Below are 22137 nucleotides of genomic sequence, written 5' to 3'. Positions count from 1 at the left end.
CGGGCGGGGCGGCGGAGACCGGCCGCAGGCACCGGGCCGCTCACCGGAACGGCGCACGCCCGGCGGCAGGGCTCAGCCGGTGCGGCCGTCGATCAGTTCGCCGTACGCCTGGAGCAGGTCCGGCAGGCGGAGGGTGGCGAGGTCCTCCCGGCTGGGGAGGCCGCGGTGGGCGCTGAGCCGCAGATCACGGTACGCGCAGGACTTCTCGTACAGGGTGCGGACGAACCGGCCGTTGCCGAGCTCGTCTATCCAGCCCTCGCCGACCACGTGGGCGCAGATCGAGGAGAGCTCCTCCGCGGCGTCCTCGTCCCAGCCGTCGCCGCCCTCCAGCGCCAGGCTGCGGCCGATCTCGGTCAGCTCGCCGGGGCGGTAGCTCGGGAAGTCCACCCGGGTGGTGAACCGCGAGTTGAGGCCGGGATTGGCCGCCAGCAGCCGGTTCATCCCCTCCGGGTAGCCGGCGAGGATCACGACCAGCCGGTCCCGGTTGTCCTCGGCCCGCTTCAGCAGCACCTGCAGCGCCTCGTCGCCGTAGGCGTCGCCCTTGCTGTAGCCGGAGTTGGACAGGCTGTACGCCTCGTCGATGAACAGCACGCCGTCCAGCGCCGAGTCGATCAGGTCGTTCGCCTTCACCGCCGTCTGCCCCAGGAACTCGCCGACCAGGTCGGCCCGTTGGGCCTCCACCAGGTGGTCGCCGGAGAGCAGGCCGAGCGCGTGGAAGACCTGGCCGAGGATCCGCGCCACCGTCGTCTTGCCGGTGCCGGACGGCCCCGAGAAGACGAAGTGCCGCTTCGGCGGCTGCACCGGCAGCCCCCGCTCGGCCCGCAGCCGGGCCATCCGCAGCTGCGCCGAGAGCGCCCGCACCTGCCGCTTCACCGGGTCCAGACCGACCATCCGCTCCAGCTCGGCGAGGGCCGCCTCCAGCTCCTGCTGCAGGCCCGCCGCCGCGGGGCCCGCCGCGGCCGGCCCGCCCGCGGACTCGGCCTCGCCGGGCGTGCGCGGGGGAGCGGCCGGCGCGGCCTCCGCGGCGCCCGAGCGCTCCGCCACCGGCTCGGCCGCGGCCGGCGCGGCCGCCCCGCCCGGCTCGGCGCGCCCCAGCGCCCCGCCCAGGCCGCCGAATCCCGGGGTGTCCGTCAGGTCGGCCGGCTCCCCGAAACCGGGCGGCAGGGCGATCGGGGAGACCGCCTCCGGCACCGTCTCCACGGCGTCCAGCACGTCCGGGCCGTCGAAGGACTCCTGCAGGTCCAGCGGGTCGACCAGACCGTCCAGCGCCGCGTCCTCGGAGGTGATCGCGGCGAGCCGGGCGGCGGTGTCCATGAACGCCGGGTCGGCCCGGTGCACCGCCCGGTACAGCGGCAGCGCGGCGGCGCTGCGGCCCGCCCCCTCGTAGGCGCGGGCCAGCCAGTAGCGCAGCTCCTTGCGCTGCGGCTGCTCCGAGCGGCAGCGGGCCAGCGAGGCGGCCAGCGGGGCCTGCGCCTGCGCGCACATGTCGAGCCTGACTCTCGCCATGCCGCCGAACAGGCCGGCCTCGATGCCCAGCAGCGGGTCGTCCAGCAGCCGGTCGGTGTCCCGGATCAGCTGCTCCCAGTCCTTCACCAGGTAGGAGCGGCAGGCGTGCAGGAAGCGCACCGACGGGTCCTCGTCGGGCGGCGGGCAGTCCGCCAGGGCGCGGTCGAGCTCGGCCAGGTGCCGGCCGTCGAGCCAGTGCGAGGCGTGCGCGAGCGCGAGGTCGCGGCCGTCCTCCAGCACCGGCTGCACCCACCAGCCGAGCCAGTACCAGGAGCTGAGCGGGCGCCGGTGGCGCAACCGCTGCTCGCCGAAGCGGGCCCGGTGGCGGTGCATCGCGAGCAGTGCGCCGGAGGTGTCGCAGCGCAGTGCGTGCAGTCCGAGCCAGGCGTCGGCCATGCCCGGGTCCAGCCGGACGGCCGTACGGAACTCCTCCTCGGCGCGGGCGTAGGAGCCCGCCGCGTACGCGTCCATCGCCCTGAGCCAGGCCCGGTCGGCCTGCCTGTGCGGTCCTGTGCCGCCGGAACCGTTGCCGCTGTCCACCGTCACCCCACGCCCCCCGCAGTGTGCATCGAGGCCCGGTCGGCCGACGGATCGCCGGACGGACCATCCGTCAGTTCGCGCAGCCCCCGGGGCGCATGCGCGCCTGCCTGGAATCGTACCGGGGCCGCGCTGATCCGGAAGGGTGCCGCGCCGGGTCAAATATCCGTGGCAGCGCGGTCGTTGAGCGGCGGGCGGCGGGGCCGCGAACGCAGAACGGCATCTCCGGCTCACGGGGGAACAAGCCGGAGATGCCGTGTCGAGAGGTTGCGAGATCAACCAATCTCGCGACGCCATGAACTTAAATCCTGGCGACAGCCCAGGTCAAGAGGGTGATGCGGGCTCACCGTGGGTACACCCGACGATCCTCCCGGTGATCCCGTCGACCGTCACGTCGGCGTGCGGACGGCTCGGGTCGGCGGTGAAGTGCGCCCGCTCCGCGCGGATCCAGCTCTGCCAGAACGCCGCCAGTTCCGGGCCGTCCCGCAGCAGCCCGCGGGCGTTCGCGGACGCGGCGTCAAGCTCCATCCACACCAGGTGGGCGAGCACCGGGCGCACCGCGCGCCGGCCCGCGCCCACCCCCTCCACCAGCACCACCGGGGCGGCCGGCACCGTGCACGGCTCGCCGAAGCGGTGCCGCTCCCAGTCGTACACCGGGTAGGTGGCGTCCTCACCGCGCGCGAACGGGGCCAGCACCTGGTCGTGCAGCCGCCCCGTCCAGCCGAAGGGCTCCTCGTGCGTGGCCAGGTCGTCCAGGTGCACCACCGGGGCGCCGCCCAGTTCGGCGGCGAGCTTGTCGGCGAAGCTGGTCTTGCCCGAGCCCGCGTGTCCGTCGACCGCGACCAGCCGGACCGGGCCCAGGGACGGCGGCAGCGCCACCAGCCGGATCGCGAGATCACCGAGTTCCGTCATGCGGCCAGCGTACGGCGGCGCACCGCCGGGACCGGAGTACCCCGGGGCGGGCACGCGTGCCGCGGCCCGGACGCGGCCCACCGGCGCGCCCGTGGCGGCGCCGTACGGCCCGACCTGCACGGGTGCCCCGCACCGCGCGGTCCGTGGGCGTTCCGTCAACCGGGCGGGGGAGCGGATCACCCGCCGGCACGGGCCGCACGCACCGCGGCCTCGCCCGAACCGGTGAGGCCGGGCCGTCGGCGATCGGGCGTGTCGGGGGAGCACCCGGCGGGCGCGGGGGAGACCCGCGACGGTCCGGCCGGGCGGAGGGAACGGGATGCGTCGCCGCGGAGCCACCCACGGAGGTGGGGGCGCCGACGGCCGCGGGGGCGGCCGGCGGTCGCGCGGCACTGCGCCGGGGAGGCGGGCTCCGCCGGGGAAGCGGGCCGGGCCGGGCGGCCCGGCGGGGGGTACGTCCGCCGGGCGGTCAGCGCCGGCGGGAACGCTGCGCGGGGATCCGCGCGGGGCCGTCGGAGGGCGCGCCGGCGTGCGAGAACGGCTGGGTGCGCCAGTCCAGTTCGGCGGGGAGCGTGAGCAGCGCGGCCAGACCGCCACCGCCGTCCTCGGCCGGCTCCTCGCACTCGGCGAGCTCGTCGGTCGGCGCGCCGGTGCCCGGGCAGAGCGCCGCGGAGAAGGGGTGCCACGCGGTCGGCAGCACGGCGTGCTGCGGGAGCCGCTCCTCGTCGCCGATCAGGGCGATCGGGCGGTCGCAGGCCGGGCAGTGCACGCGGACGATCTCCCACGTGTCGGCCTCGCCCGGGTCCACCCCCAGGGCGTACTCGAACTCGGTGCGTTCCTCGTCCTCGCTGCGCGGACGCTGGTCAGTAGCAGGCATGTGATCCCCCTCGGATCGGGCCGGGCCTTCGTCGGCCCCGGCCACCAGCAGCATTTCCCGCGGACGGGGGGTCATAACCCTGCGGAGCGGCGCACGGTGATGCACGGGCTGTGGCCTTCGCCACATTCCCGCGGCATGTGCCGCCGCACCCGCGCCCCGTGCGCCCCCCGGCCGCCGCGGCGCACCCGCCGGGGCGGTGCGCCGACGCGGTGGCGACGCGGCCGTGCACCATCGAGTAGGTTTGCGCGTTGTGGAGGATCTCGACCAGCGCATCGTCCAGCTGCTCCTGCAGGACGGCAGGATGAGCTACACGGACCTGGGCAAGGCCACTGGCCTGTCCACCTCGGCGGTGCACCAGCGGGTGCGCCGCCTCGAACAGCGCGGCGTGATCCGCGGGTACACCGCGATCGTCGACCCGGAGGCCGTCGACCTGGCGCTGACCGCCTTCATCTCGGTCAAGCCCTTCGACCCGAGCGCCCCCGACGACACCCCGGAGCGGCTCGTCGGCCTGCCCGAGATCGAGGCGTGCCACAGCGTCGCCGGCGACGAGAACTACATCCTCAAGGTGCGCGTCGGCGCTCCCGGCGACCTGGAGGACCTGCTCGCCCGGATCCGCTCCGCCGCCGGCGTCTCCACCCGCACCACCGTCGTCCTCTCCACCCCGTACGAGGCGCGCCCCCCGAAGCTCTGACCCGGCCGCCGACCGGGAACCCCGGAGCCCCGGCCCGGCGGCCCCGGGGTGCAGACTGGGCCCATGACCGAACGCACCAACCGCACCGTGCTGCTGCGCGGCGGCAACGTCTACAGCCCCGCCGACCCCTTCGCGACCGCCATGCTGGTCGAGGGCGAACACATCGCCTGGGTCGGCAGCGACGGAGCGGCCGAGGCGTACGCCGACACCGCCGACGAGGTGGTGGACCTCCACGGTGCCCTGGTCACCCCGGCCTTCGTCGACGCCCACGTGCACGCCACCTCCACCGGCCTCGCCCTGACCGGCCTCGACCTCACCGGCTGCCCCACCCTCGCCGAGGCCCTCGACCGGATCGCGGCCGCCGCCCCCACCACCGACGGCGTCCTCATCGGCCACGGCTGGGACGAGAGCGGCTGGCCCGAGGGCCGCCCGCCGACGCTCGCCGAACTCGACGCCGCCACCGCCGGCGCCCCCGCCTACCTGTCGCGCACCGACGTGCACTCGGCACTCGCCTCCACCGCCCTGCGCGCCCTCGCCCCCGGCCTCGCCGACCTCCCCGGCCACGACCCCGAGGGCCCGCTCAGCCGCGACGCCCACCACGCCGTCCGCCGCACCGCCCTCGCCCACCTGACCCCCGCTCAGCGCCGCACCGCCCAGCAGGCCGCCCTCGCCCGCGCCGCCGCCCTCGGCATCGGCGCCCTCCACGAGTGCGCAGGACCCGACATCTCCTCCGAGGACGACCTCGCCGAACTCCTCGCCCTCGCCGCCGAGGGTGACGGGCCCGAGGTCTTCGGCTACTGGGGCGAACTCGGCGGCATCGACACCGCCCGCCGCCTCGGCGCCGTCGGCGCCGGCGGCGACCTCTTCGTCGACGGCGCGCTCGGCTCCCGCACCGCCTGCCTGCACGCCCCCTACCGCGACGCCGGCACCGCCGACGCCCCCGTCCACGGCACCGCCTACCTGACGGCCGAACAGATCGCCGACCACGTCGCCGCCTGCACCGAGGCCGGACTGCAGGCCGGCTTCCACGCCATCGGCGACGCCGCGGTCGACGCCGTCGTGACCGGCGTCCGCGCCGCCGCCGACCGGGTCGGCCTCGACCGGGTCCGCGCCCGGCGGCACCGCGTCGAACACGCCGAGCACCTCGACGACAAGTCCGTCGCCGCCTTCGCCGAACTCGGCCTCACCGCCTCCGTCCAGCCCGCCTTCGACGCCGCCTGGGGCGGACCCGACGGCATGTACGTCCAGCGGCTGGGCGCGGAGCGGGCCGCCGCCCTCAACCCCTTCGCCGCGATGCTGCGGGCCGGCGTGCCGCTCGCCTTCGGCTCCGACGCCCCCGTCACCCCGCTCGACCCGTGGGGTACCGTCCGCGCCGCCGCCTTCCACCGGACCCCGGAGCACCGGATCTCCGTCCGCGCCGCCTTCACCGCCCACACCCGCGGCGGCTGGCGGGCCCTCGGCCGGGACGCCGACGGGGTGCTGGTGCCCGGCGCGGTCGCCAGCTACGCCGTCTGGGAGGTCGACGACCTGGTCGTCCAGGCCCCCGACTCCCGCGTCGCCGGCTGGTCCACCGACCCCCGCTCCGGCACCCCCGGCCTCCCCGACCTCACCCCCGGCCACCCCCTCCCCACCTGCCTCCGCACCGTCGTCCGCGGCCGCACCGTCCACCGGGCCTGAGACACAGGGGCAGCGACCCCAGGGGCGCTGGGGGCGCCTCCCAACCTTCGGCCGGGAGGCGACCCCAGCGCCCCTGGCCGCTCGGCCCGATTCGCAGGCGTAGGGTGAGTACGAAACCGTTTCGTTCCTTGCCGTTCGCCGGGAGGTCGCCATGGCGCCGGATGCCGAGCCGAAGGCGCGCCGCGGCCGCCTGACCGAGGAGCGCGAGCGCGAGCTGTACGAGGCCGTGATCGAGCTGCTCCGTGAGGCGGGGTACGACGCGCTGACCATGGACGCGATCGCCGCCCGGACCCGCTCCAGCAAGGCCACCCTCTACCGGCAGTGGAACGGCAAGCCGGAGCTGGTCGCGGCAGCCCTCCGCAGCTGCCGCCCCATCACCGCCGCCGACGTCGACACCGGCACCCTCCGCGGGGACCTCCGCGAACTGCTCCGCCTGCGCTGCGCGACCTCCCTCCGGGACGCCTCGCTGATGCGTGCCCTCGGCCAGGCGATGCACAAGGACCCGGACCTGCTCCGCGCCTTCCGCACCCTCGTCGTCGAGCCGGAGACGGCGGCCCTCGCCGCGATGCTCGACCGCGGGGTCCGCCGGGGCGAGCTGGCCGCGGACTGCCCGGCGGCGCCGTTCGTCCCGCACATGGTGCTGGGGGCCCTGGCCGCCCGTCCGCTGCTGGAGGGCGCCGAGGCCGACGCGGAGTACCTCGCCCGCTACGTCGACGCAGTGGTCCTCCCCGCCCTCGGCCTCTGACTCCCACCCCTCCCAGGACGGACATGCCCCCCGCCGACCCGCAGCCCACCGCCCCGCCCGAGCAGCCCGCGGGCCCGGAGCAGCCCTCCCGCCCGCACCCCGTCCGCGAGCTGCTCCTCATCGCCGTCCTGTACACCGTCTACCGGCTGGGCCGGATCGCCGCCGAGGGCCACGTCCCGCGGGCGTTCCGCAACGCCACCGACGTGTGGAACCTGGAGCGCACCCTGCACCTCCCCGGCGAGGCGGACGTCCAGGACCTGCTGCTCCACAGCGACCTGCTGGTGCACACCGCGAACGCCTTCTACGCGACGGTGCACTTCCCGGCGACCGTGCTCTTCCTGCTCTGGACGTACTGGCGCCGCCCCGGGCACTACGTGTGGATACGGCGGGTGCTGACCGTCCTCACCGGCGCCGGCCTGGCGCTGCACCTGCTGCTGCCGCTGGCCCCGCCGAGGATGCTGGAGGTGACCGGGCTGGTCGACACGGCCCGGGTGTACGGCCCGGCGGTGTACGGCGACCCGGCCACCGACAGCCTGTCCAACCAGTTCGCGGCGATGCCGTCGCTGCACGTCGGCTGGGCGCTGACGGTCGCGGTCGGCCTGATCGCGGCGACCCGCTCCCGCTGGCGCCGGCTCTGGCTGCTGCACCCCGCGGTGACCTACCTGGTCGTGGTGGGCACGGCCAACCACTACTGGCTGGACGGCATCGTGGCGATCGCGCTGACCGGTGCCGCCCTGCTGCTGCTCCGCCCGCCCGTCTCCGCCGGACCCCCGCCGCCGCTGCGGCTGCCCGGACAGCGCCGCCCGGCCGCCCCGGCACGCCCCGCCACCGCCGGCACCGCGCCCTGACCCCTGCGGCGACCCCGCGGGGAGCGCCCCCGCCGCACCCCGGCCCCCCGGAGGCACACTGATCCGGGGTACCGTCTTCGGACGGCCTCCCACCAGGGCGGACCGACAGGCGGTACGGCCAGAGGGACGGTGGACAGGTGGCACTGCCGGTGGAACAGGAGCGGCCGGTGGCGGACGAGGCGGACACCGCCGCGCGCCCGCGGCCCGAGCGGCCCGGACGCCCGGGACGGCCGGCCCGGATCCGCGCGGGCCTGCCCCGGACGGGCCTGGCCGTGCTCGCCGGTCTGCTGACGGTCGCCGCCTTCCCTCCGTACGACCTGTGGCCGCTGTCGATCGTCGGCGTCGCCGCGCTGTCGCTGCTGACCCGCGGCCGCACGCTGCGCCAGGGCGCCTGGACGGGCTTCGCCTTCGGCTTCCCGTTCTTCCTCGGCCTGCTGGCCTGGCTGCGGGTGGTCGGCTGGGACGCCACCGTCGGTCTGTCGGTGATCGAGGCGCTGTTCGTCGCCGCCATGGGCGCGGGCCTCGCCGCGACCTCCCGGCTGCGCGCCTGGCCGCTCTGGGCGGCCTGCCTCTGGGTGGCCCAGGAGTGGGCCCGCGACCGGCTGCCGCTCGGCGGCTTCCCGTGGGGCCGGCTGGCCTTCGCCAACACCGCGAGCCCCTTCACCGCGCTGGCCTCGCTCGGCGGCGCGCCGCTGGTGACCTTCGCCGTCGCGCTCTGCGGCACCCTGCTGGCCCGGGCCGTGCTGCGGCTGCGCCGCGGCCCGCGCCGCTCGCCGAAGGCCGCCGCACTGGCGGGCCTCGGCGCGGTGGCCGCGCTGCTCGCCGGCCTGGTCGTCCCCGTCCCGACCGAGGGCGACGACACGGTGAAGGTGGCCCTGGTGCAGGGCAACGTGCCGCACCCCGGCATGGACTTCCTGGGCCGCCCGATGCAGGTCCTCGACAACCACGCGAGCGAGACGGAGAAGCTCGCCGCGGACGTCGCCGCCGGCCGCGCCCCCAAGCCGGACGTCGTCATCTGGCCGGAGAACGCCTCCGACCTGGACCCGTTCTCCGAGCCGGCCGCCTACCAGCGGATCGACCAGGCCGTCCGCGCGGTCGGCGTGCCGACCCTGGTCGGCGCCCTGGTCGACGGCCCGGACGCGCAGCACGTCCAGAACGAGGGCATCGTCTGGAGCCCGGCGACCGGCCCCGGCGCCTCCTACACCAAGCAGCACCCGGTGCCGTTCGGCGAGTACGTGCCGTTCCGCGCCGAGCTGTCCAAGGTGATCTCGCGCCTGCAGCGGGTCGCCCGCGACTTCTACCCCGGCGACCACAACGGCGTGATGCAGCTCGGCCCGGCCCGGATCGGCGACGTCATCTGCTTCGAGGTGGCCTACGACGAGATCGTCCGCGACACCGTCAACGACGGCGGCCGGATCCTCGTCGTGCAGACCAACAACGCCACCTACAACCGCACCGGCCAGACCGAGCAGCAGCTCGCCATGAGCCGGCTGCGCGCCGTCGAGCACGGCCGCGCCGTCCTGATCGCCGCGACCAGCGGCATCAGCGCCGTGATCGCCCCGGACGGCTCGGTGGTCTCCCGGACGAAGGAGCTCACCCCGGCGGTGCTCAACGCCACGGTGCCGCTGCGCGACTCCCGCACGGTGGCCGACCGGGTCGGTGCCGCGCCGGAGTGGGCACTGGCCGCGGCGGGCCTGCTGGCCTGCGGTGCGGTGGCCGTCGGCGCCGTCCGCCGGCGCCGTTCGGGCGGAACACCCGAGGCGGCGGAGCCGTTGGACCAGGTGGTGCCGTAGTCGCGGCCGGAGCGTCCGGCCGGTGGGAGAGCACCTCCGGAGTGGATCCGTCCCGTGTCCCAGCAAGCAACCACGGCCCGGCCGGCGCGCCGCAGCACGCTGCGCCGGGTGCTTCCCCTGCTCGTCGCCGCTTGGCTGGTGCTGGAGATCTGGCTGGTCACGGTGGTGGCCTCGGCGGCCGGCTGGTTCACCGTGCTGGTGCTGCTGCTGGCCGGGGTGTTCACCGGCGGCTGGCTGATCAAGCGCGCGGGGCTGCGGGCCTTCTCCGCCGCCGTCGAGCAGAGCCGCGATCCCCGGCCGAAGCAGGCGCAGACCGCGACGACCATGACGGTCCTCGCGGGCGTGCTGCTGATCGTGCCGGGCTTCCTGTCGGACGTGCTGGCGCTGACGCTGCTCTTCCCACCGACGCGGGCGCTGTGGCGGGCCGGTGCCCGCCGGGCTGCGCGCGACGTGCTGCGTTCGACGGCCCCGGTCGGTGAGGACCGCTTCGCCGACGCGATGCGGCTGCAGGAGCAGCTGCGCATCCACCGTCCCGGCGGCACGGTGATCCAGGGCGAGGTGGTGGAGCCGGGCAGCGGCCCCGGTCCGGACACCGCGTACCGCCCGCCGATCACCGGCTGAGCAGACCCCTCTCGACGCCCCCGGGCCGCCCGCCCGGGGGCGTGGGCGCGTGCCGCCCCGTCCTCTCCGGGGACGGCTCCGGGCATGCCGAAGGGCCCGGACGCCTTCGTCCGGGCCCTTCACGGTTGTCGGTACCTCCCCCGGCACGGCCGGGGGAGGACCTCACGCGCTCTTGCGGCTGTCGCGCGGGTGGACCGCGAGGTTCATGCCACCGGAGCGGAGAACGGCCAGCCGCTCGGCCAGCACCTCCTCCAGCTCCTCGCGCGTCCGACGCTCCATCAGCATGTCCCAATGGGTACGCGTCGGCTTGGTCTTCTTCTCCTCCGGCTCCTCACCGTCGAGGAGTACGGCCTCCTGGCCGCAGAAACGGCACTCCCACACCGAGGGAATCTCCGCCTCCACGGAGAAGGGGACCTCGAAGCGGTGTCCGTTCTGACATGCGTACTCGACGGTCTGGCGGGGAGCCAGATCGATACCACGGTCGGTCTCGTAGCTAGTGGCCCCGAGTCGCGTGCCGCGGAGAGCTCGCTCGCTCATGAATCGTGCCTCCCGGGCTTATGGCCCACAGGACTAGTGGTCGCTGTCTTCGTCGTTCGGTCAACGCTCGGCCGTCGACGAAGATTCCCGTCCGGGGACATGCGTCGCCTGTCGTGCCGCCCACGTTTGTACCCATCGGCGCCCGATTTGTCACATCTGGACGGGGATGTCACCCTGCGTGCCGCGACTGGCGCACAGAGCGATCACCCGGACGCCGCACCGGCCCCCCGATCGGCCGATCCGCCGGCCGGCCCGCCGACCGGGGCCGGGCGGGCCGCCCGCGCCTCACCAGACCGGCCGCGGGCGGCCCGCCCCGGCGTCCTTGCCGAGCTCCACCCCGAGCTCGGCGACCAGGTCCTCGGCCCGGTCGGTCGGCGAGCTCGGCGGTGCGGCCGGCGCGGCCGGTGCGGCCGCCTCGGTACGGGTGTCCCGGTGCGGCAGCAGGGCGATCACCGCGTCCCGCAGCTGGGCGGGCGCGTCCTCGTCCAGCGGGTCCACCGTGGCCGGCACCTGCAGCCGGACGGGGGCGGCGGCGCCGACCCGGGCGTAGCCGCGGCCGGCCGGGGTGTGCGCGGCGGGGGTGATGTCCAGTGCGGCGCCGAGCGCGAGTCGGCCGAGGTCCGGGGAGACCGGGCCGAGCACCACCTTGGTGCGGGTGGCGGCGCGGACGGTGGGCCGCAGCCGCGCCGCCGCCTCGACGTCCTCGGCGATCACCACGGTGACCCGGGCGGCCCGGCCGTGCCGCAGCGGGACCTCCAGCAGGTCCTGCGGGTCCGGGCGCTCCTCGGCCTGGGCCAGCTCGCTGAGCTCCGTCGGATGGTCGAGCAGCAGCCACAGCGGCCGGGTGGCCTCCTCGGGGGCGGCCACCCCGTGGTGCCGGGCCGCGTTCAGCAGGCCGAGCCGCCGCTCGGTCTCCTTGGCGGCCCACTCCAGGGCGGCGACCGCGCCGTGCAGGCTGGTCTCCACGGTGTGCACGCCGGGCCGGTTGACCAGGCAGGCGTGCTCGCCGGTGCCGGCGCCGTCGATGACCACCAGGTCGCCGTGCGGCAGCGCCTGCAGCGCGATCGAGCGCAGCAGGGTGGAGGTGCCGGAGCCGCTGGAGCCGAGGGCCAGCAGGTGCGGCTCGGCGCTGCGCGGGCCGACCCGCCACACCACGGGCGGCTGCTGGGTGACGGTGCCCCCCTGGGTGACCGGGATGGTGCGGCTGGTGCCGAGGGCGTCGGTGAAGCCGAGCACGATCTCGCCCGGCGCGGTGACGAAGCGCTGCGCGGCGATGTCGGTGGCCAGCGGGGCGAGCGCGGTGACCCGCAGCCGGTTGGACTCCTCGTCCCAGTCGAAGCGGTACTCCCGGGCCCGGCCCGCCTTGCCCTGGACCACCTGCTCGATCCGGGCGCGGGCGGCCGGCTCGGTGTCGGTGAAGTACGCGGGGTAGGCGATCTCCAGCGCGCAGAGCCGGCCGTCGCCGTCGAACTCCCACCCGCCGAACGCGTTCTTGTAGTGGCCGTCGAGGGTGTAGAGCGGGCTCATGTCGTCCGGCCCGGCGAGGTACGGGGTGAGGGCGGCGTACAGCGCGGCGAGCTTCAGGTCGGCGGCGTCGGGCTCCGGGGCGGGCGCGGCCTTGGGGCGGCGACCGGCCCAGGCGGCGCTGGCCATCAGGGCGACCAGGGCGAACAGCAGTCCGTGCGGCAGCAGGAAGACGCCGAGCGCGAGTGCGGCGGTCAGGAACAGCGTGGGACCGCGCCGCTCCTTGGGGGTCGCGGCCCAGCGGCCCTTCGTCCAGTCGAGGTGGTGGCGCAGCCCGCGGCCGATGAGCGTGAGCGGCGCGAACATGTCGGCGGCGTGGTCGCCTGCGGTGCGGGCGAGGTCGCGACCGCGGTGGAGATGGCGGGTGAGGGACATGGCGGGCTCCCCGAGCGGTGGGACAGGGATGGGGCGGGGCGGTGGGACGGCGGTGGGACGGCGATGGGACGGGGGTGGGATGGGTGATGGCCCGGGGCGGTGGGTCCGCTCCCGGGCCGCGGTCGTGCCGGGGGATTCAGAACTTGATGCCGCCGATGAGGCTGGCCAGTGTCGCGCCGCCCGCGGTGATGCTGGGGGCGATCGAGGAGCCCGCGACGTAGAAGCCGAACAGTGCGCACACCAGGGCGTGCGAGACCTTGAGTCCGTCCCGGCGGAAGAAGAGGAAGGCGATGGTGCCGAAGAGGACGATGCCGGAAATGGAGAGGATCACGTGGTCAGCTCCTCGTGAGGGGGCGGGGACAAGTGTTACTGAAAGTGTTCTAATCGTGACAAAAAGTAATAGACGATGGAACGTGGCAAACGGGTGGATCTGCTCGCGTCCGATGCATCGGGGGTATGCGCACCGAGCCCCGGCCGTGCGCTCCAAGGCGTCCCCCTGCGGAGTGATCGCCCTCGGCTGAACCGGGAAGTTCGCTCGAACGGATGCGTGACCCCGCGGCCGGGGCCCTTCCGCTACGGTGCGTACCGGAATCCGCGCACCGAGGTTGCGCCCGGCAGCACCCCCAGGAAGGCCCGCCCATGACCGACGAGACCCCGCAGACGCCCGACCCCGAGGTCGTCGAACTGGCCGGCCGGCTGTTCGACGCCGCCCGGTCCGGCGACGCCGAACTGCTCGCCGCCTACCTGGCGGCCGGCGCCCCCGCCGACCTCTCCAACGAGCGCGGCGACAGCCTGCTGATGCTCGCCGCCTACCACGGGCACGCCGCCGCGGTGGCCGCCCTGCTGAAGCACGGCGCCGACGCCGACCGGGCCAACGACCGCGGCCAGACCCCGCTCGCCGGTGCCGTCTTCAAGGGCCACGACGAGGTGGTCACCGCCCTGCTCGACGGCGGCGCCGACCCGACCGCCGGCACCCCCTCCGCCCTGGACACCGCCCGGATGTTCGGCAAGGACGAGCTGGTCGCCCGGTTCGAGGGCCGCTGATCGGCCCCTTTAGGCTTGGTGACCATGTCGAACACCCCGAAGACCTCGGACCTGGAGCTGCGGACCACCGGCTACGGCCACCCCGACGCGGCCAAGCTCGCCGCGGAGGTGCAGCAGGAGTACGTCCGCCGGTACGGGGACGTCGACCAGACGTCGATGCACGAGGACCACTTCGACCCGCCGGGCGGCCTGTTCGTGGTCGGCTACCTCGACGGCGAGCCGGTCGCCTGCGGCGGCTGGCGCGCCAAGGAGGCCGACGCCGACGGGCTGCGCGCCGGCGACGCCGAGCTCAAGCGGATGTACGTGGTGGAGCGGGCGCGCGGGCGGGGCCTCGCCCGCGCCCTGCTGCGCCACCTGGAGTCCACCGCGCGCGGGGCCGGGCGGACCAGGCTCGTCCTGGAGACCGGCACCGAGCAGCCCGAGGCGATCGCGCTCTACGCCTCGGAGGGCTACCTGCCGATCACCAAGTTCGGCTTCTACAAGCACTCCGAGCAGAGCGTCTGCATGGGAAAGCCGCTCGACGGCTGACGCCCCGGCGATGGACCATCGGCGGGTGGACGCAACCGACGACCTTCCGACCGGAAACCTGGTGACCGGAAACCTGCCGGCCGGGGTGCCGGTCCGCCGGCTCGCGGCCGAACTCGCCGCCGTGGACGGCGTCGTGGGCGTCTGCCTCGGCGGCAGCCGGGCCCGTGGCACCCACCGCCCCGACTCCGACACCGACCTCGGCCTCTACTACCGAGGCCCGCTGGACACCGGCGCCCTGCGGGAGTCTGCCGCCCGGGCGGCCGGCCGGCCGGTGGAGGTCACCGAGCCCGGCGGCTGGGGGCCGTGGGTGGACGGCGGCGCCTGGCTCACCGTCGGCGGCGCCCGGATCGACTTCATCTACCGCGATCTCGACCGGGTGCGCCACCACTGGGACGAGGCCCGGGCCGGCCGGTACGCGACGGGCGTCCAGGCCGGGCATCCGCTCGGCTTCCACGCCCACGCCTACCCGGGCGAGCTGGCCCTCGGCCGGGTGCTCGCCGATCCCACCGGAGAACTCGCCCGGCTGCGGGCCGAGGTGGTGCACTACCCGGCCGCGCTCGGTGCCGCACTGGTCGCGACCGCCCGCTGGGAGGCGCCGTTCACCCTCGCCAACGCGGCCAAGGCTCCGCACGACACCGCCTACGTGCACGGCTGCCTGTTCCGGGTGGTCGGGCTGTTGGCGCACGCCCTGCACGGCCGGGCCGGGCGGTGGCTGGTCAACGAGAAGGGCGCCGTGGACGCCGCCGGACGGCTGCCGGGTGCGCCCGCGGACTTCGCCCGGCGGGCGCACGGCCTGTTCCGCACCGAGGCCGCCGCCGCCCTGGCGGAGGCGGCGGCACTGACCGACGAGGCGCTCGCCGACGGGTGACGGGCCCGCCCGGGGCTACGTGAACCGGTGGTGGACGCCGCCGTGCTGCGGGCCGGTGCGGGCGCCGCGGCCCGGGCGAGCGGGCCGGCCGCGGGCAGCAGGCTTCGGCCGTTGACGGAAAGTGCCACGGCCCGCGGCCCGCTGCCGAAGCTGCGCCGCACGTCCTCGGCCGAGACCATCACATCCGTCATCGCGGCTCCTCCTGCGGCCCGTCCACCACCGGCCACACACCGATGTGGTCCTGCCCCAGCTCCAGGCGCACCCGGCGGGAGAGCCGGAGCGCCGCCGTGAACTCAGCGGGCAGCTGCAGCCGCCCGGCCCGGTCGAGCACGACGTACTCCACGCCGGGGCGGCCCTCCTGGTGGCGCAGCCCCTCGGTGGAGGTGCGGCCGTTCGCCCGGACGGCCCGTAGACGGCCCAGAGGGGGAAGGCCGATGCCTCCCATCTGGAAAACCCCAGGTGGGAGGCATCGACGGTGTGCCGTCAGATCAGGGTGCGCCAGTAGTACCAGAACCTGTTGAGCACCAGCAGGGCGATGCCGAGGTACCAGAGTGCCGGCACGACCCAGTGGTAGCGGGCCACCGACGGCCACCAGCGGGGGGCCGGCAGGACGCCCGTCCGCAGGTTGTGCAGGGTGAGGTACCAGGCCAGCGGCCCGACCACGGCCCACACCACCATGCAGTACGGGCAGAGCGCGCCTATCTCGTACAGCGCCTGGGTGATCAGCCAGACGGTGAAGGCCAGGCCGGCCAGGGCGCCGGCCTGCAGGCCCAGCCAGTACCAGCGGCGGTAGCGGGCACCGGCCAGCAGGCCCGCGCCGGCCGCGACCAGCACCGCGAACGCCGCCAGGCCGAGCAGCGGGTTCGGGAAGCCGAAGACCGACGCCTGGCCGGTGCGCATCACCGAACCGCAGCTGATCACCGGATTGATGCTGCAGCCGGGCCGGTAGGCCGGGTTCTCCAGCATCCGCAGTTTGTCGAAGGTCAGGACCGCCGAGGCCGCCAGGCCGAGCAGCCCGCCCACCACCAGCAGCCGGGCGAGGCCCCGCCCCGCACCGATCGTCGCACCGGAGGCCATGTCAGGCTCCGGTCGTCTTGCGGACCAGCGCCGTCCACTGCTCGCCGGTCACCGGCTTGCCGTCCTGGCCGAAGACGTTCAGCACCTTGCCGTCGAGCACCACCGTCGGGGTGCCCTGGGCGCCGCTGGCGGAGAACGCCGCGTCGACCTTGGCCGCCCACGGCCGGTAGGTGCCCTCGGTGACCGCCTTGGTGAACGCCCCGGTCTTCAGGCCGGGGACCTTCTCCGCCAGCTCCAGGATCCGGTTGACGTCCCCGAAGCCGTCCTCGCGCTCGTCCGGCTGGTTGGCGTACAGCACGTCGTGGAACTGCTTGAACTTGTCCACGCCCTCGTTCAGCGCGGCCCCCGCGGCGGCCAGCGCCGTCCGCGAGCCCTTGCCGCCGAGGTTCTTGTCCAGGAACGCCGCCAGGTGGTACTCGATCTTGTACTGGCCGCTGTCCGCGAGCTGCTGCACCGCCCGGCCGGCGGAGGCCTCGAACTGCTTGCAGACCGGGCAGCGGAAGTCCTCGTACACCTGCAGCGTGTGCGGCGCGTCGGCCTTGCCGTACACCACCACGGTGCCGTCCTGGCCCGTGGTGTTGGCCGGCACCGTCAGCGGCGCCGAGGCCGCCGGGTCCGCGTCCGAGGAGGTGGCGGTGGCGATCGCCGCCACCGTGCCGCCGACCACGGCCAGCGCCGCCACGACGCTCACCGCGACGACGGTGCGCCGCCGCAGCGCGGCGGCCTTCTTCTCCCGGCGGTGGGCCTCCTGGAGGCGCTCCCGGGCGGAGGTGCGGGACTGCTGGGGCTGGGTGCTCATGATGATCCGTCGAATCCTCGCGTACGGGCGCACCACCGGGCCGCGCGGCCGCGCAGCGGTGCACCGAAGAGAAGGGGGAAGGCACGCGGGGCCCGCCCGCCCGACGGCAGTGCCGTCAGCAGGCGAGCGCGAACACCGGCGGGCCGCGGCGCGGCGCCGGCGAGGGAACGACGGACTCCGGGCGGGGCAGTGGCTCCCGCGCGTCCGGCGAGGGCGCCAGCTCGGCCGGGCAGGCCGGCAGCGGCGCGAGGAACGACAGCAGGTGACGGACGACCGCCCCGGCCACCGCCCGCAGCGCGCGCAGCACCTGCGCCGCCCCGCCGAGCGCGGCCGCACCGAGGCGCAGCCACAGCGCGGCGGCGAGCGCCAGCGCCAGGTGCGCCAGTAGCACCAGCAGCCGCAGCGAACCGGCGGACTGCCCGGCGAGGCCCGACAGCATCGGGCTGCCGTCCACCGAACCGCCGCCGCAGACCAGCAGATCCACCCCGTGCGACCGGGCGGCGACCGTCGTGCAGCCGTCCTGCCCGAGGTTGAACGCGGTGTTCAGCAGCAGCTCGACCGGGACCATCACCGCCGCCAGCCGCCCCAGGCCGTGCCGGGCGCCGTCCAGCACCAGGGCCACCAGGAACACGGCCGCGGTGCACGCCAGGACCAGCGTCACGGGCAGCGGCCGACCCGTCAGCACGACCTGGCCCAGGGCAGCGAGCGGCACCGCGAGGGCGGTGAACACCGCGGCCCGCAGAACCCTCGTCGCCCGGCTCTCGGTCATGGACAGCGAGTATGCCAGGTCGTGGATCAGGACGGTGTAAGCGTCCGCGCGGGTGACCCGGCGTCAGGAGCGCCCGCTCCGCGCCCCCGCGGGCATACCCTGGAGACCCGGGAAGAGGGTGGTCAGCGTGCCGCACGGAGCCGAGCCCACCGCCGGCACGGTCCTCGGCGCCTGGATCTCCCGGCAGACCGAGACCCTCGCCGACCTGGCGGCGGCCGTCCGCGCCGACGAGCCGGACGCCGTCCACCGGATGCGGGTCACCTGCCGCCGGCTGCGCAGCACCCTGCAGGCCTACCGGCCGCTGATCGGCGCCGACACCACCGCCCTCGTCACCGCGCTCAAGGACCTCGCCTCGGCCCTCGGCGCCGCCCGCGACACCGAGGTCCTCGCCGAACGGCTCACCGCCGAGGCCCGCGCCCTGCCCGAGGACTGCCGGCCGGACGAGGTCGCCGCCGCGCTCGCCGCGTGGGCCGCCGAACGCACCGCGAACGCGCGCCCCGAGGCGCTCGCCGCCCTCGACGGCCCCGGCTTCCCCGCCCTGCTCGCCGCGCTGCGCGGCCTCGTCGCCGAGCCGCGCTTCACCGTCCGCGCCGACCGCCCGGCCCCGCGCGAGCTCGCCCGGGTCGCCCGCCGCCAGCAGCGCCGCACCGCCCGCCGGATCGAGGCGGCCCGCGGCGCCGAACCCGGCGAGGCCGCCGCCACCGCCCTGCACGAGGCCCGGAAGGCGGCCAAACGCGCCCGCTACGCCGGTGAGCCGGCCGGGCCCGCCGCCGACCGCTTCACCCGGTGGATGAAGGACCTCCAGGACCTCCTCGGCACCCACCAGGACGCCGTCCTCGCGGGCCGCACCCTGCACGACCTCGCCGCCGCCGACCCGGAGCACGCCTTCGCCTACGGCGTCCTCTACGACCGCCAGCTCACCGCGGCGGCCGCCGACCGGGCCCGCCTCCCGGAGGTCTGGCGCAGGGCGGGCGAACCGGCGGCCTTCTGAGCGGCGCCGCACCGGGGCGGTGCGGGCGTCCCGGAGGGGTCAGAGCAGGCCCGCCGTGCCTGCGGCCGCCGCCAGCAGGTCGCGGAGCATGGCCGGGGTGAGGCGGCCGGTGTAGGTGTTGCGCGGGCTCACGTGGTAGCAGCCGAAGAGCTCCAGCGGCGACCCGCCGTCCACGGCCGGGAGGGTGGCGCGGGCACCGTGCCCGAAGGCGGGCCGCGGGCGGGGGACCGTCCGGCCGGAGGCGGCGAGGGCGGGCAGGACGGCCTCCCAGGCGAACCCGCCGAGGGCGACCACCGCGCGGACGGTCGGCCGCAGGTACGCGAACTCGCGGGCGATCCACGGCCGGCAGGTGTCCCGCTCGTCCCGGGTCGGCCGGTTCTCCGGCGGGCAGCACCGCACCGGGTCGGTGATCCGCACCCCGAACAGCTCCATCCCGTCGTCCCGCCAGGTGGCGTGCGGCTGCGAGGCGAGGCCGAGTTCGTGCAGCGCGGCGTACAGCAGGTCGCCGGACGGGTCGCCGGTGAAGATCCGGCCGGTGCGGTTGGCACCGTGTGCGGCCGGGGCGAGCCCGACGATGACCAGGGCCGCGTCGGCCGGCCCGAAGCCGGGGATCGGCCGGGCCCAGTACTCGTCCGCCAGGTAGGCGCGCCGCTTGGTGCGGGCCGCCTCCTCGCGCCAGGCGACCAGCCGCGGGCAGGCCCGGCAGTGGGTGACGATCCCGTCCAGCTCGGCGAGGCTGCGGGTGGCGGCGGCCGCGGCGGCCGGGTGGCCCGGGGCCCGCGGGTCCTCGGCCGCGGGGAGCGGGCGGGGCCGGTCGCGGTCCGGGCCGCGGGAAGGCGGTGGTGAGGGCGGCTCCATGTCGCAGATCGTAGGTGCTGCGGGCCGGCCGGGCCGCGGGATCCGGGCGGCCCGTGGACATCGGAGTAGCGTGGAGAGCGGGGTCCCTGCGTGTGCCAGAGGTGACGCAATGATCGTTCTCGACGCGATTCTGGGCGCACTGATCGTCCTGGCCGTGTGGGCCGGGGTGAGCATCCGGGTGGTGCAGCAGTACCAGCGCGGTGTGGTGTTCCGGTTCGGCAGGGTGCGGGACGACGTCCGGGACCCGGGCCTGGCCTGGCTGCTGCCGATCGCGGACCGGCTGAAGCGGGTGAACGTGCAGATCATCACGATGCCGATCCCCGCGCAGGAGGGCATCACCCGCGACAACGTGACGGTGCGGGTCGACGCCGTCGTCTACTTCCGGGTCATGGACCCGGTGAAGGCCACCGTCAACGTGCAGGACTACAACTTCGCGATCTCCCAGGTCGCCCAGACCTCGCTCCGGTCGATCATCGGCAAGAGCGAGCTCGACGACCTGCTGGCCAACCGCGAGCCGCTGAACCAGGGCCTGGAGCTGATGCTGGACAGCCCGGCGCTGGACTGGGGCATCGAGATCGACCGGGTGGAGATCAAGGACGTCGCCCTGCCGGAATCGATGAAGCGCTCGATGTCGCGACAGGCGGAGGCGGAACGGGAGCGCCGCGCGCGGATCATCACCGCGGACGGCGAGTACCAGGCCTCGGCCCGGCTGTCCGAGGCGGCCGCGATCATGAGCAGCACCCCGGCCGCGCTCCAACTGCGGCTGCTGCAGACCGTGGTGGAGGTCGCGGCGGAGAAGAACTCCACGCTGGTGCTGCCCTTCCCGGTGGAGCTGCTCCGCTTCCTCGACAGCGTCACCGAGAAGCCCGCGCCGGCCCCCCGGTCGGCCCCCGCACCAGCCCCCGAGCCCGGCCCCGAGCAGCTGGAGCTGCCCGATCTCCCGGCGCTGGACGAGGTGTTGGCCCGTGACCCGCTGGAGGCGCCCGGCGGCGCGGTGAACGGCTCGCGGCCCGAGGTGGCGGGCCCGCGGGGCCGGGACCACGATGGAGGGACGGAGGTCTGAGGCACGGCGGGAGGCCTGACCATGACCACAGCCAGAGAGATCATGCACCCGGGCGCCGAGTGCGTCGGGGAGTTCGAGACGCTGGCCGACGCGGCCAGGATCATGAAGGACCGGGGTGTCGGGGCGCTGCCGATCTGCGGCGAGAACCAGAAGCTGCTGGGCATCCTCACCGACCGGGACATCGTGCTGAAGTGCGTCGCCGAGGGACTCGACCCGACGAAGATCAAGGCGGTCGACCTCGCCGTCGGCCGGCCGATGGTGATCGAGGAGGACGAGGACGCCGAACAGGTCCTGCGGGTCATGGAACAGCACCTCGTCCGCCGCCTGCCGGTGATCAACCACCCCGACCACAAGCTGGTCGGCATGATCAGCGAGGCGGACATCGCCCGGCACATGCCGCAGGAGCGGGTCGCCGAGTTCGTCACCACCATCTGCGCCGAGGAATCGCCGCAGTAGCGGAACCAACGGAGCCAGGGGAACCAGCGGAACCAACGGAACCAGGGGATCACGCGGGGGCACGGGGGCCGGCCGGACGGTGGGGTGTGCCGCCCGGCCGGTCGCGCTGCCCGCGGCCCGGAGCAGGAACCGGAACCGCTAGAGCTTCGCCAGGAAGGTGTCGGCGATCACCTGGTAGCCGGCGTCGTTGGCGTGGATGTCGCCGCGCGCCATGTTGGTCCACTGCATGATGCGGGCCACGTTCAGCGGCACCCGGGCGCCGTTGAACGGCACCGGGCGCAACTCGTCGGTGTCGAAGGCCCGGGCGACGTCCGCGGTCGGCACCCCGTGCGCCGCGTCGGCGATGCCGATCGCGGCGTTCAGCGCGTGCGAGAGCGGCAGCGACGCCGCGGCCGTCGCCCTGCCCTGCTCGCCGGTCAACCAGGCGGCCAGGAAGGGGTCGTAGAGGTTCATGCCGACGATCCGGGCGTGCGGTCCGGCCGCCGCCCGCAGCCGGCCGAGGATGTCGGACAGGCCGCGGCCCGCGGTGGCGATGCCCTGCAGGGCGCACGGCAGGTCGATGGTGCCGCCGCTCGCGCAGCGGTTCACGTCGTTGGCGCCGATGTCGATCGTCACCAGCACCCGGTCCTTGCGGTGCTCGCGCAGGAAGCGCTCGGCGGCGGCGAGTTGGGAGTCCGTCCAGGGGTGCGGCCAGGGGCAGCCGCCGTTCGCCATGGTGCCGGTGGTCTCGCCCGGGCAGCCGAGGTCGGTGAAGTCGAACGGGCGGTGGCGGGCGGCGGCCCGCTCGCCCAGCACGCGGGCGATGTCCTGGGCGTAGCCACGGCCGACCACCCGGCCGCCGTCCGGGGTGGTCTGGTAGCCGGCGGCGAGCGAGTCGCCGAGGGCCAGGTACCAGCGCGGCACGTCGGCGGGGACGGGACGGTGCTCGGCCGCGGCGGCCGGAGCCGCCGTCAGGCCGAGTGCCGAGGCGGTGAACAGGGCTGCGGCGACGGCGAGTCTGACGCCTCCGGGCAGGGGTGTGCGCATCGGGCCTCCAGGGGTGGT

23 protein-coding genes and 1 pseudogene are annotated in these 22137 nt (G+C 75.5%); 12 read left to right on the top strand and 12 right to left on the bottom strand.

Features of this window, described 5'->3' with window-relative positions:
- Window positions 1–72: 72 nt before the first annotated feature.
- From AB0442_RS07700 to AB0442_RS07690, 3 genes are all read right to left on the bottom strand, one after another.
- A complete protein-coding gene (locus tag AB0442_RS07700; protein ID WP_366161406.1) occupies window positions 73–1977 on the bottom strand; it encodes an AAA family ATPase in 1905 nt (634 codons plus the stop codon).
- A gap of 390 nt (window positions 1978–2367) precedes the next feature.
- A complete protein-coding gene (locus tag AB0442_RS07695; RefSeq protein WP_366161404.1) occupies window positions 2368–2955 on the bottom strand; it encodes a hypothetical protein in 588 nt (195 codons plus the stop codon).
- Window positions 2956–3421: 466 nt separating this feature from the next.
- Complete coding sequence (locus AB0442_RS07690) at window positions 3422–3829, bottom strand: hypothetical protein (protein ID WP_344626545.1); 408 nt, start codon at window positions 3827–3829, stop codon at window positions 3422–3424.
- 250 nt (window positions 3830–4079) lie between these two features.
- Here AB0442_RS07690 and AB0442_RS07685 point away from each other — a divergent pair, with 250 nt between their 5' ends.
- The 6 genes from AB0442_RS07685 (at window position 4080) to fxsA (ending at window position 10204) form a co-directional block, all read left to right on the top strand.
- A complete protein-coding gene (locus AB0442_RS07685; protein WP_344626544.1) occupies window positions 4080–4520 on the top strand; it encodes an Lrp/AsnC family transcriptional regulator in 441 nt (146 codons plus the stop codon).
- A 63-nt stretch (window positions 4521–4583) separates the two neighbouring features.
- Window positions 4584–6197: an amidohydrolase gene (locus AB0442_RS07680; protein ID WP_366161402.1), complete on the top strand. Its 1614-nt coding sequence runs from the start codon at window positions 4584–4586 to the stop codon at window positions 6195–6197.
- A gap of 151 nt (window positions 6198–6348) precedes the next feature.
- Window positions 6349–6942: a TetR/AcrR family transcriptional regulator gene (locus AB0442_RS07675; RefSeq protein ID WP_366161400.1), complete on the top strand. Its 594-nt coding sequence runs from the start codon at window positions 6349–6351 to the stop codon at window positions 6940–6942.
- Window positions 6943–6965: 23 nt separating this feature from the next.
- Window positions 6966–7790: a phosphatase PAP2 family protein gene (locus tag AB0442_RS07670; protein ID WP_366161398.1), complete on the top strand. Its 825-nt coding sequence runs from the start codon at window positions 6966–6968 to the stop codon at window positions 7788–7790.
- Between the two features lie 137 nt (window positions 7791–7927).
- On the top strand, window positions 7928–9583 hold the full coding sequence (gene lnt / locus AB0442_RS07665; protein WP_366161396.1) for an apolipoprotein N-acyltransferase: 1656 nt from the start codon (window positions 7928–7930) through the stop codon (window positions 9581–9583).
- Window positions 9584–9637: 54 nt separating this feature from the next.
- A complete protein-coding gene (fxsA, locus tag AB0442_RS07660) occupies window positions 9638–10204 on the top strand; it encodes an FxsA family membrane protein (RefSeq protein WP_366161395.1) in 567 nt (188 codons plus the stop codon).
- A 162-nt stretch (window positions 10205–10366) separates the two neighbouring features.
- Here fxsA and AB0442_RS07655 read toward each other — a convergent pair whose 3' ends face one another.
- The 3 genes from AB0442_RS07655 to AB0442_RS07645 all read right to left on the bottom strand — a co-directional run bounded on the left by AB0442_RS07655 (window position 10367) and on the right by AB0442_RS07645 (window position 12971).
- Complete coding sequence (locus AB0442_RS07655) at window positions 10367–10741, bottom strand: RNA polymerase-binding protein RbpA (protein WP_030276069.1); 375 nt, start codon at window positions 10739–10741, stop codon at window positions 10367–10369.
- Between the two features lie 285 nt (window positions 10742–11026).
- Complete coding sequence (locus AB0442_RS07650) at window positions 11027–12640, bottom strand: FtsK/SpoIIIE domain-containing protein (protein ID WP_366161393.1); 1614 nt, start codon at window positions 12638–12640, stop codon at window positions 11027–11029.
- 136 nt (window positions 12641–12776) lie between these two features.
- On the bottom strand, window positions 12777–12971 hold the full coding sequence (locus AB0442_RS07645; RefSeq protein ID WP_095871811.1) for a hypothetical protein: 195 nt from the start codon (window positions 12969–12971) through the stop codon (window positions 12777–12779).
- 308 nt (window positions 12972–13279) lie between these two features.
- On the opposite strand from AB0442_RS07645, the gene AB0442_RS07640 reads away from it, so the two are divergent.
- The 3 genes from AB0442_RS07640 to AB0442_RS07630 all read left to right on the top strand — a co-directional run bounded on the left by AB0442_RS07640 (window position 13280) and on the right by AB0442_RS07630 (window position 15080).
- Window positions 13280–13684, top strand: coding sequence for an ankyrin repeat domain-containing protein (locus tag AB0442_RS07640; RefSeq protein WP_344626538.1), 405 nt, complete (start codon window positions 13280–13282; stop codon window positions 13682–13684).
- Window positions 13685–13708: 24 nt separating this feature from the next.
- Window positions 13709–14212 (top strand): GNAT family N-acetyltransferase, encoded by a 504-nt coding sequence (locus AB0442_RS07635; RefSeq protein WP_363541637.1) that lies wholly within the window; start codon window positions 13709–13711, stop codon window positions 14210–14212.
- Between the two features lie 85 nt (window positions 14213–14297).
- On the top strand, window positions 14298–15080 hold the full coding sequence (locus AB0442_RS07630; RefSeq protein ID WP_366161474.1) for a nucleotidyltransferase domain-containing protein: 783 nt from the start codon (window positions 14298–14300) through the stop codon (window positions 15078–15080).
- Window positions 15081–15267: 187 nt separating this feature from the next.
- Here AB0442_RS07630 and AB0442_RS07625 read toward each other — a convergent pair.
- The 4 genes and pseudogenes from AB0442_RS07625 to AB0442_RS07610 form a co-directional block, all read right to left on the bottom strand.
- Window positions 15268–15486: pseudogene (locus AB0442_RS07625) on the bottom strand (ABC transporter ATP-binding protein); the annotation flags it as partial.
- Window positions 15487–15563: 77 nt separating this feature from the next.
- The gene (locus AB0442_RS07620; RefSeq protein ID WP_363538519.1) at window positions 15564–16157 is read right to left on the bottom strand and encodes a vitamin K epoxide reductase family protein; all 594 of its coding nucleotides are present in this window, start codon (window positions 16155–16157) and stop codon (window positions 15564–15566) included.
- Window position 16158: 1 nt separating this feature from the next.
- Entirely contained in the window at window positions 16159–16956 is a 798-nt protein-coding gene (locus AB0442_RS07615; protein WP_366161389.1) for a thioredoxin domain-containing protein, read from the bottom strand.
- A 115-nt stretch (window positions 16957–17071) separates the two neighbouring features.
- Window positions 17072–17725, bottom strand: a complete 654-nt coding sequence (locus AB0442_RS07610) for a hypothetical protein (protein ID WP_366161387.1) — start codon at window positions 17723–17725, stop codon at window positions 17072–17074.
- A 127-nt stretch (window positions 17726–17852) separates the two neighbouring features.
- Between AB0442_RS07610 and AB0442_RS07605 the strand changes: the two genes are divergently transcribed.
- A complete protein-coding gene (locus AB0442_RS07605; protein ID WP_366161385.1) occupies window positions 17853–18716 on the top strand; it encodes a CHAD domain-containing protein in 864 nt (287 codons plus the stop codon).
- Between the two features lie 39 nt (window positions 18717–18755).
- Here AB0442_RS07605 and AB0442_RS07600 read toward each other — a convergent pair whose 3' ends face one another.
- Window positions 18756–19574 carry a uracil-DNA glycosylase gene (locus tag AB0442_RS07600; RefSeq protein ID WP_366161383.1) on the bottom strand — a complete coding sequence of 273 codons (819 nt, stop codon included), beginning with the start codon at window positions 19572–19574 and terminating at the stop codon, window positions 18756–18758.
- Between the two features lie 109 nt (window positions 19575–19683).
- Between AB0442_RS07600 and AB0442_RS07595 the strand changes: the two genes are divergently transcribed.
- Both AB0442_RS07595 and AB0442_RS07590 read left to right on the top strand, forming a co-directional pair.
- Complete coding sequence (locus AB0442_RS07595; protein WP_366161381.1) at window positions 19684–20637, top strand: SPFH domain-containing protein; 954 nt, start codon at window positions 19684–19686, stop codon at window positions 20635–20637.
- 21 nt (window positions 20638–20658) lie between these two features.
- Complete coding sequence (locus tag AB0442_RS07590; RefSeq protein ID WP_344628190.1) at window positions 20659–21093, top strand: CBS domain-containing protein; 435 nt, start codon at window positions 20659–20661, stop codon at window positions 21091–21093.
- A gap of 138 nt (window positions 21094–21231) precedes the next feature.
- On the opposite strand, the gene AB0442_RS07585 is transcribed toward AB0442_RS07590, so the two are convergent.
- On the bottom strand, window positions 21232–22119 hold the full coding sequence (locus AB0442_RS07585; protein ID WP_366161378.1) for an SGNH/GDSL hydrolase family protein: 888 nt from the start codon (window positions 22117–22119) through the stop codon (window positions 21232–21234).
- Window positions 22120–22137 lie beyond the last annotated feature (18 nt).

The sequence above is a fragment of the Kitasatospora sp. NPDC085895 genome, assembly GCF_040702125.1.
In the GTDB taxonomy this organism is placed as follows: Bacteria; Actinomycetota; Actinomycetes; order Streptomycetales; family Streptomycetaceae; genus Kitasatospora; species Kitasatospora arboriphila.
This window is presented reverse-complemented; position numbering and strand designations above follow the sequence as displayed.